This window comes from Nonomuraea sp. MG754425, from assembly GCF_021699195.1.
GTDB lineage: Bacteria > Actinomycetota > Actinomycetes > Streptosporangiales > Streptosporangiaceae > Nonomuraea.
The window spans coordinates 1-9,693 of sequence record NZ_SSXE01000277.1; the positions used below are offsets into that span (position 1 = coordinate 1).

General features: G+C 75.0%; 6 protein-coding genes. 5 read left to right on the top strand and 1 reads right to left on the bottom strand.

Translation table 11 applies throughout. The features are described from left to right. The 4 genes from FAF44_RS49405 to FAF44_RS49420 all read left to right on the top strand — a co-directional run. Window positions 1–1,180 (top strand): glycosyltransferase (locus FAF44_RS49405; RefSeq protein WP_237110418.1); only part of this gene is annotated, 1,180 nt, incomplete at its 5' end. A 52-nt stretch (window positions 1,181–1,232) separates the two neighbouring features. Continuing rightward, entirely contained in the window at window positions 1,233–2,531 is a 1,299-nt protein-coding gene (locus FAF44_RS49410) for a hypothetical protein (RefSeq protein ID WP_237110419.1), read from the top strand. Window positions 2,532–2,706: 175 nt separating this feature from the next. Continuing rightward, window positions 2,707–3,039 (top strand): hypothetical protein, encoded by a 333-nt coding sequence (locus tag FAF44_RS49415; RefSeq protein ID WP_237110420.1) that lies wholly within the window; start codon window positions 2,707–2,709, stop codon window positions 3,037–3,039. 14 nt (window positions 3,040–3,053) lie between these two features. Continuing rightward, on the top strand, window positions 3,054–4,154 hold the full coding sequence (locus FAF44_RS49420; RefSeq protein ID WP_237110421.1) for a protein-L-isoaspartate O-methyltransferase: 1,101 nt from the start codon (window positions 3,054–3,056) through the stop codon (window positions 4,152–4,154). On the opposite strand, the gene FAF44_RS49425 is transcribed toward FAF44_RS49420, so the two are convergent. Beyond that, window positions 4,151–5,266 carry an alpha/beta hydrolase family protein gene (locus FAF44_RS49425; protein WP_237110422.1) on the bottom strand — a complete coding sequence of 372 codons (1,116 nt, stop codon included), beginning with the start codon at window positions 5,264–5,266 and terminating at the stop codon, window positions 4,151–4,153. The two genes, FAF44_RS49420 and FAF44_RS49425, sit on opposite strands and share 4 nt — an antisense overlap. Window positions 5,267–5,484: 218 nt before the next feature. On the opposite strand from FAF44_RS49425, the gene FAF44_RS49430 reads away from it, so the two are divergent. Continuing rightward, window positions 5,485–9,693 (top strand): type I polyketide synthase (locus FAF44_RS49430; protein ID WP_237110423.1); only part of this gene is annotated, 4,209 nt, incomplete at its 3' end.

Genomic DNA, 9,693 nt, shown 5'->3' on the forward strand with positions numbered 1-9,693 from the left:
GTCGCGGGGGGACGCGCAGCCGTGCGCGGCGCTGGCCAGGGGCCTGGCCGGGCGCGGGCACGCCGTCACGCTGGTCGCCGCCGCCCGGTACGCCCCGCTGGCCGGCCCCGGAGTGACGTTCGCCGCGCTCAGCGTGGATCCGCGGGCGGTCATGGAGAGCGAGGAGGGGCAGCGGTGGCTGGCGAGCGGCCCCGCGGGGTTCGTCCGCGGGTTCCGGACGGTCGTCGAGCCCCTGGCCACCACCCTGGTCGGGGAGGTGGACGCCGCGTGCGCCGGCGCGGACATGGTCCTCGCCCCCGCGCTGGGCGCCTTCGGCCGGCACCTGCACGACCGCTACGGCATGCCGTACCGGATCCTGCACTTCCAGCCCAGCGAGCCGACCCGCGCCTTCCCCAACCCGCTGGTGCCGCTGACGACCCTGGGCCCGCTGGGGAACCGGGCCAGCTACGCCCTGATCGAGCGGCTCGGCTGGCTGGTGCTCGGCCGCATGGTGAACCGGCTGCGGTCGGGCGCGCTGGGGCTGCGGCCGTTGCGCGGGAGCCCGTTCGCGGCCGACCGGCGGGCGCGGGTGCCGGTGTTGTGCGGGGTGAGCCCCCTCGTCGTGCCCCGGCCCCCGGACTGGCCCGGCCACGTGCACCTGACCGGCTACTGGCGGCTGCCCGGCCGGCCTCCGCACGACGACGTCGAGGACTTCCTGGAGTCCGGCCCGCCGCCCGTGTTCGTGGGGTTCGGCAGCATGGTTCCGGACGAGCCGGAGCGGGTGGCCGCCGAGGTGGTCGGCGCCCTGCGGCGGGCGCGGCTGCGCGGCGTCGTGCAGGGACTGCCGGTGGCCGAGGACGACGACGTGCGGGCGGTGGGGGAGGTGGCCCACGACGCGGTGTTCCCGAGGACGGCGGCCGTCGTGCACCACGGCGGCGCGGGCACCACGGGGACGGCGCTGGCGGCGGGAGTGCCGAACGTGGTGTGCCCGTTCTTCTCCGATCAGCCGTTCTGGGCCCGGCGGGTGGCGGCGCTCGGGGCGGGGCCGCGGCCGTTGCCCGTACGCGAGCTGACCAGGGACGAACTGGCGGCGCGGTTGATCGCCGTAGGTGAATTCCGGGAGAACGCCGTACGACTGGGACGGCGACTACGTGTTGAGCATGGCGTGAAGAACGCTATGGATCTCATTGAACGTCCTTGATCGTCCGGTTATTGTTCATATGCCCACGATCACACCCTGGAAGTTAGGTGCCATGAGACGGCGGCTACGGCAGGTCCTCATCATCGGTCTCACTCTCTCGTTGCTCGGCATCGGTGTTCCCGCGTGGTCCGAGGACGGCGACAGGAACTGCAATGACGAACTGCCCGCCGGCACCCCCTCGTACGTGGTGTGCACCTGGCTGAACACGCCGGAAGAGGCGCTGGAGACGGCGCTGTTCTGGCTCGACAACGACGGCCAGAACATGCGGGACGCCGCCCCGCTGCCGCCCATCATGATCGACTGCAGCGAGGACGGCAACGACTGCCCCACCGACGGTGAGGGCGACGGCCAGCTCCACGACGTCGGCTCGCCCGACGTGCCGGGCGCCGAGGACGGCGGCACGCCGGAGTGCCAGGCCGGCGACCAGTGCTACGTCGACCCGAACGCGATCAGCGCCGCCGATAAGACCGCCGCCCAGGCGACCCCGGCCGGCCAGGCCACGCAGGCCATGGCCCAGACCCAGACCACCATGCGGGTCTGGCTCGACACCGAGCTCGCCGACGACTACAAGGCCGGCAAGCTGGCCGAGGCCGCCAAGAAGGTCGCCGCGCTGGCCGCCGCGCAGCCCGGCGTCGTGGGCGTCAGGTTCACCTCGCAGCTCGGCCACAACCAGACCTTCGCCACGGCCGAGGAGCTGGACGCGTTCGTGACCGAGGCCGCGACCACGCTGCGCACGCTGCTGCCGGGCCGCAAGCTGGCCGCGCACACGGTGGTGCCGCAGCTCGGCTGCGGTGAGAACGACACCTGCAAGGCCGAGATGACCAAGAAGTACCCGCTGCTCGACCCCGAGCGCGTCGGCGCCTGGCTGAGCAAGGGCTACCTCGACCAGCTCGCCCTTGACAGCGGCCACCTGGCCACCGAGTACGCCACCTGGAAGATCGACGCCACCCAGGCCCAGCGCAACCAGTGGATCCAGGTCCGGGCCCGCGCCTGGGACGCCTACGCGCAGATCGCCGCCGAGGACGCCTCGTTCGCCGCCGCCGGAGCCTCCACCCTCACCGAGGAGCAGGCCACCAAGGCCATCGCCGAGCGTATCGCCGCGCCGCTGCAGGACGACGCCGCCGAGACCGTCACGCTCTGGTCGCGCTGGCAGAACGACCAGGGGCAGGTCAGCCGGGTGTACGGCGAGAAGTGGGCCGCCAACGCCACCTGGGAGCAGCTCAAGAAGCTCGGCACCGTCAAGGCCCGGCTGGCGACCATCTACGACCCGGCCAAGCCCGAGATCGACATGGCCACCGACCTGAAGAACCTGTCGGAGGTGTTCGGGCAGGTGTACCTGCACACCTCCTGAGCCCTGTCCTGACCTCGCGAAGGCCGGGCGCCGCCTGTGTGGCGGCGCCCGGCCTTCGGCTTTCCTGGGGGTTTCGCCGTGGGCCTGGCTCCGGCGCGCGGCGCGTGAGAGCTTGGGCCGTGGGGGAGTCTTCGGCTCGGCCGGGTTTCGCGGCTGTCGCGGAGGGGGATCATTGATGGTTGAGAACTTTGAGGAGCTGCCTGCTCCTCCTTCGGTGCGGCTGATCGACTTCGAGGAGGCGAAAGTCGTTCCCGGCACCGTGCCCCACTCGTTCGTCCTGCTCGTCAGTGGCACCAAGCCCGGCCCCGGCACGGAGGTCAGGCTCTCCCCGCTGGTCTACATCAGGCAGCCCGAGTTCTGGGGGATCGAGGTCGTCGGCTCGTCGCCGGGCGTCGCTCCTTCCACCACGGCTCCCTACACGGTGACGCTGGCGCTCGACGGCGTCATCGGCGCCGAGGGGGTCGAGGTCATCGGGTCCACGAAGAAGAAGACGATCAAGGTTCCGTAGGAGGTGGTTCTCGCATGACGCAGGCAGGTGAGACCGTGCGGCGGGCCCTCGCCTGCGTGGACGAGCCCGCCTACACGGGCCAGCCGGGCGGCGCCCGGATCCCGCAGACCTCCAACCCGCTCATCGTGGCCAGGATGCTGGAACGCCTGGAGGTGGAGCCGGGCCACCGGGTGCTGGAGATCGGCACCGGGTCCGGGTTCTCCGCAGCCGTGCTGTCGCGGCTGGTGGGCCCCGACGGGCACGTCACCTCCCTCGACATCGACGCCCGGCTGACCGGCCGGGCCGCGCGGCTGCTGGCCGGCGACGGGTGCCGCAACGTCCGGCTGATGACGGGCGACGGCACCCGCTGGGTGCCCGATCCGGTGCCGTCCCGCGTCCGCGAGGGTACCGGTGGGCGGGGGCACGCGGGCTTCGACCGGCTGATCGCGTGGGTGGCGCCGGTACGCGTCCCGGACGTCTGGATGCGCCAGGCCACGCCGGGGGCGGTCATCGTCACCCCGGTGCACCTCGCGCCGCTGGCCGGGACCATGGGCGTGGTACGCCTCCGGCGCGGCGCGGGCCCGGCCCAGCTCACCGCCGACCTGCTCATGCCGGGCGGCTTCGCCGAGGCCAGGCCCGAGCCGTACGACCAGTGGCTGGTGCCCTCCTACGGCGTGGACGCGCTGACCCGCGACGCGGCGGGCCGGATGTGGTGGGTGGCGGCCGAATGGCTGCGCGCCCACGAGCCGATCGTCGGCATGCGGCTGCTCGAACGCATGATCACCGACGGGCGCGGCGCCGCCGGGCCGTCGGCGGCGGGCACCGTGACCGGGTTACTCGCGCCCGGCGAGCGCGGCGGCGACCTGCACGCCTTCCTCATGGCCGTCCGGCCCGACGGGCTGACCACGGCGGCCCTCGGCGAGCAGGGCTGGGGCGTGGGCTGCTCGGAGCCGGGCGGCGTGACACTGGTGGGCCCGGCGGGCGACGTGTTCCACGCGGGCGCCCCGGCCGCGACCGAGCGGCTGGCCGGGTGGATCGGCGCGTGGCGCGGGCGCGGACGGCCCGGCATGGCGGAACTGGTCCCCCAACTGCGCCGGCACGGCACCGGATGGGACGTGCGGGCGATCGTCCCCTAGACGCCGAGGGCCTTGCGGATCATCGGGTACGAGGTCTTGAATTCCCTGATCCAGTACGGCCAGGTGTGTGTGCCGTTGCCGTACAGGTGGAGGGTGTGCGGGATGCCGAGTCGCTTGAGTCGCTCGCTCAGGGCCCGCCCGGTGTACGCCGAGAGGGGCTCGCCCAGGTGCGCCGGGTGCCACGGTGAGCCGGGCGGGTCCAGCGGGCCGTTGAAGCTGTTGGTGCCGCTGGACAGGTAGAGGCTGACGCCCTTGAGGTTCGCGACCAGGGCCAGGGGGTCGTTGGCGGCCCACACCCGCCGGTCGCGCTCGGGGTCGCCCCACAGCGCCAGCGGGTTCTGCTTCTCGCCGGCCTGGGCGTTCATGATGACCGCCGGGATGCCGGGCAGGCGGGTGGCGAGGATGCCGCTGTAGGCCCCGGCGAAGCGGAACATGCCCCGGTAGCGGGCGGCGTACTTGACGGCACCGTACGCGCCCATCGACAGGCCCGCGATCGCGCGGCGGGTGCCCGCGCGGTAGCCGACCTCCAGCAGCCTGCGCACCTCGTCGGTGTGGAACGTGGCCCACGCGGGCGGCCCGCCCCTGCCGCCGTTGTGCCAGTCGGAGTAGTTGCCGGCGCGGCCCGCCTCGGGCATGACGACGATGGCGTCCAGGCCGGCGGTGTAGGCGGCGACGTCGGTCCTGCGGGTCCAGGAGGTGTAGTCGTCCGCGCCGCCGTGCAGCAGGTACAGCACCGGCCAGGTCCGCTTCGCGCTCTTCGACCAGCCCTTGGGGAGCAGCAGGCGGACCGGGAGCAGGCGGCCGACCGCCCGGGAGGAGATGAGGACGTCGAGCGTGCGGGCGTCGAGGCGGCGCTCGCGCACCACGCGGGCGGGCCCGGACAGGGCCTTCTGCCAGGGCAGGTAACCGGTGTCCGGGGCCGGCGGCGCGGTGGGCCGGGCGCTGGACTGCCCCGAGGAGTCGTCGGGGACGAGCGACCAGTCGGGGTCGGCGTGGGCCGGGGAGGCGCGCACGCCGGACAGGACGAGCAGCGCCGCCGCCAGCCCGCGCGCAACTGGACGTGCTGACGGACGCCGGGTGGGAGATGCGGTGGGAGGTGCGGTCGGGCGCATGGTGGGAGCCCCTTCGCCGGGAGTGCAGGTGAGGGTAGGCGCTGCGGCGGGGGCGGGGCTATGAGCGGGCGTACGAAATTCCGGAGCCGGTTGCGTCCCGCCGGATAAATCATCACCGGCGTGACAAAACGCGGCCGAGGAATGTTCCGTCCGGGCCTGACCCTCGTCCCGGACCTGCGGGTATGTTGGCCGATCAGCCCGGATGCATGGGAGCCCTCATGGACGTACCCGGCGAAGGTGAGATCCGCCGCTTCCTCGTCGAGCGGCTCGGTGAGCACGTGGATCCCGACCGGCCACTGGGCGAGTACGGGCTCTCCTCGCGGGAGTCGGTCGCCGTGGCGGGGGAACTGGCCGCGCTGCTGGGCCGGGAGCTGAGCCCGACGCTGCTGTGGGAGCATCCGACCGTCAACCGGCTGGTCCGCGCGCTGTCCGCCCCCGAGCCCGCGCCGCGCCCCGCGCCCGCCCCTGGCGAGCCGGTCGCCGTCGTCGGGGTCGGCTGCCGGTTCCCGGGGGCGCACGGGCCGCGGGCGTACTGGGAGTTGCTGATCGAGGGGCGCGACGCGGTCGGCGAGGTGCCCGCCGGGCGGTGGGAGGCGTTCGGGAAGGGGGCGCTCGCGGGCGCGAGCAGGCACGGCGGGTTCCTCGACGACGTGGCGGGCTTCGACGCGGAGTTCTTCGGCATCGCGCCGGGCGAGGCGGCGGCCATGGACCCGCAGCAGCGGCTGCTCCTGGAGACCGCCTGGGAGGCGCTCGAACACGGCGGAATCGCCCCCAGGTCGCTGGCCGGCACGCGGACGGCGGTGTTCACCGGCGTCTCCGGCAACGAGTACGCCCACCTGACCACCTCCGACTTGGCCGCCGTGGACGCCTGGACGGCCACCGGCGCGGCGCTCGGCATGGGCGCCAACCGCCTGTCCTACCTGCTCGACCTGCGCGGCCCCTCCATGGCCGTGGACACCGCCTGCTCCTCCTCGCTCGTCGCCACGCACCTGGCCGTCTCCAGCCTGCGCCTGGGCGAGTGCGACCTGGCGCTGGCCGCCGGTGTGAACCTGCTGCTGTCCCCCGTGATCACGCTGGCCTTCGACCGGGGCGGCGGCACGGCCCCGGACGGCCGCTGCAAGGCGTTCGACGCCTCGGCGGACGGCATGGTGCGGGCCGAGGGCTGCGGGGTGGTGGTGCTCAAGCGGCTGTCGGACGCGATCCGCGACGGCGACCGGGTGCTCGCGCTGGTCCACGCGACCGCCGTCAACCAGGACGGCCGCTCCAACGGCCTCGTCGCCCCGAACCCGGAGGCCCAGGAGGCGCTGCTGCGGCAGGCGTACGGGGAGCGCGGCCCGGACTACGTCGAGGCGCACGGGACGGGCACGTTCCTCGGGGACCCGATCGAGGCCCGCGCCATTGCCGCCGTCGTCCGCACGCCGGTGCTGCTCGGCTCCGTCAAGACGAACCTCGGCCACCTGGAGGCCGCCGCCGGCGTCGCCGGGCTGATCAAGACCGTGCTCGCCCTGCACCACGGCGTAATCCCGCCCAGCCTGCACTTCCGCCGCCCCAACCCGCACATCCCCTGGGACGGCCTGCGGGTCGTCACCGAGCCGACCGCCTGGCCCAGGGCGGACGCGCGGGCGGGGGTGTCGGCGTTCGGGTTCGGCGGCACGAACGCGCACGTCGTCCTCGACGCGTACGGCGTGCGCGATCCGGGCAGCCCGCGCGGGAGCACCGCCAAGCACGTCTTCCTGCTCACCGACACCACCGAGGACAGGGTCCGCGACCACGCCCGCACGCTGGCGGCCTGGCGGCCCGAGGCCGACCTGCGGGACGTCGCGCACACCCTCGCCAGAAGGGCCGGACGGGGCCGGGTCGCCGCCGCCGTCCCGGCCGGTGACGTGACGGAGCTGGCTGCCCGGCTGCGCGAACTGCGGCCCTCGACGGTGACGGGCACGGGCAGGGGGCCGGCCTGGGTCTTCGGCGGCTACCGCCCCGAGCCGCCCGACCTGGGCCTCTACGAGGTCGAACCCGCCTTCCGGCGGACGATCGACGCCGTCGCCCCGCTGCTCGCGTCCGAGGCGGGCATCGACGTGCACGACCCCGCCCCTTCGGGGGTCGCGGTGGTCCAGCCGATCCTGTTCGCCGCCCAGCTCGCGCTGGCCCAGACGTGGCGGGCCTACGGGTTCGAGCCGGCCGCCGTCATCGGGCACTCCATGGGGGAGGTGGCGGGCGCCGTCGTGGCGGGCGGCCTGTCGCTGCGGGACGCCGTCACCGTCATCTGCGTACGGGCCAGGCTCCTCGGCGGGCTGGGCGGCGGCGGGGCGATGGCCGTGGTGGCGGTGGACGCCGCCGAGGTGCCCCCCGACCTGCACGTGGCCGTGCACTCCGCCCCCGGGCAGTGCGTGGTCACGGGGGATCCGGCGCGGGTGGCCGCGTTCGCGGAGTCGGTGGCGGCGCGGGGACTGTTCGCCAGGACGCTGACAGCCGAGGGGGCGGGGCACTCGCCGCAGGTCAAGCCGCTGCTGCCGGTGCTCAGGGAAGAGCTGGCCGGGGTCGTGGGCGGCAAGCCCGTGGTGCCGTACTACTCGGTGGTCTTCGAGGATCCGCGGCAGGCGCCGGTGTTCGAGGGGGCCTACTGGGCCGCGGGGGTACGTCGTCCGGTGCGGCTCATGCAGGCCGTACGGGCGGCCGTCGAGGACGGGTGCACCCTGTTCACCGAGCTGAGCCCGCATCCCGTGCTGACCGGCGCGCTGCGCGCCACCCTTCCGCCCGGAGCGCTGCTCACCACCGGTGACCTGCACGCCCAGGTGGCGACCGCCGCCACCGCCGTCACCCCGCGGACCGGGGGACGCGTGGTGGACGTGCCGCACCCGCCCTGGCGGCACGTGCGCCACTGGGTGCGCGGTGTGCCCGGCGCGGGGCGGGCCGGAGACCGGCTGGTCGTGCGCGCCTGGGCCCCCGCGCCGGTGAGGGTGGCGGGCCCGTCCCGCGCCTGGCGCGTCCAGGCCGACGAGGGGGACGCGCGGGCGGCCCGCCTGCGTGCCCTGCTCGAACCGGCCGCCGGGGACGCCGCTCCCACGGTCGTGCTGCCGCCACGTGGCCTCGATCCGGCGGGGGCGCGACGGGTGATCCTGGACGTCGCCGCCCTGGTCACGCGGGGCTGCCGGGTGACGATCGCGACCGAGCGGGCGCAGGCCGTGCTGGCGGGGGAGCGGCCCGATCCGGGGGGCGCGGCGCTGCGCGGGCTGGTCCGGGTGCTCGCCCTGGAACGTCCTGAGGCCCGCGCCGCGCTCGTGGACTTCGACGACCTCGCCGACCTGGCCTCGGAGCTGGCCGGCGACCCGGCCGAGGACGAGGTGGCCTGGCGCGGCGGGCAACGGTACGCGGCCCGGCTGGAAAGGGCACCGGCCGCGCCCGTGCCCGCGGATCCCGTCGCCGGGCCGGGGGCGTACGTCGTCACGGGCGGGACCGGCCGGCTCGGCCGGCTCGCCGCCCGCTGGCTGGCCGGGCGCGGCGCCACCCGCGTCGTCCTGAACGGCCGCTCCGAGGCGCCCGCCGACGGGGTGGCGCAGGTCGTGACCGGCGACCTCGCCCTGCCCGGGACGGCCGAGCGGCTCGTGGCGGCGGCGACCGCCGGAGGCGTACGGCTGCGCGGCGTGCTCCACGCGGCCGGCGTGCTCGACGATCGCCTGATCGCCGGCCTGGACGCGGGCACCCTCGAACGGGTGTGGGCCGCCAAGGTGACCGGCGGCCTGCGTCTGCACGAGGCCACCGAGTCCCTCGACCTGGACTGGTGGGTGGCCTTCTCGTCGGCGGCCGGGCTGCTCGGCTCCCCGGGGCAGGCCGCGTACGCGGCGGCGAACGCCTGGCTGGACGCGCTGTGCGAGCTGCGCGTGGCCGACGGGCTGCCGGGGATCAGCATCGCCTGGGGGCCGTGGGCGGGGACCTCCGCCGGCGCGCTGCCCGCTGTGGAGCCGTTGACGGCGGAGGAGGGGATCGAGTCGCTGGAGGAGCTGATCCGGCGGGGGTGGTCGGCCGGGGTGGTCAAGGTTGACACGAGCCAAGCGGTCACGATTTTTCCGGCTATAGCTCGCATTCCGTATTTCTCCGGCCTGGTGGCTGACGTCGCCGGCCGCGTGGACGGGGCCTCCGGTCCCGAGGACGAGCCCGCCCCGCTCGACCGCAGGGCGCTGACCCCCGAGGACGTGCTCGCGCGGGTCACCGAGCGGGTGGCGGCCGTGCTGGGCGTGCCCGCGCAGCGGCTCGGCGCGGAGAGCGTCCTCACCGACCTGGGGCTGGACTCGCTGGCCGCGACCCGGCTGCGGGGCACGATCGGGCACGACTTCGGCGTCACGGTGGACACCGCGCCGATGCTCACCGGCGCCACCGTGCGCGCCTTGGCGACCACGGTCACCACCGCCCTGACCCCCACACCGGGCCCG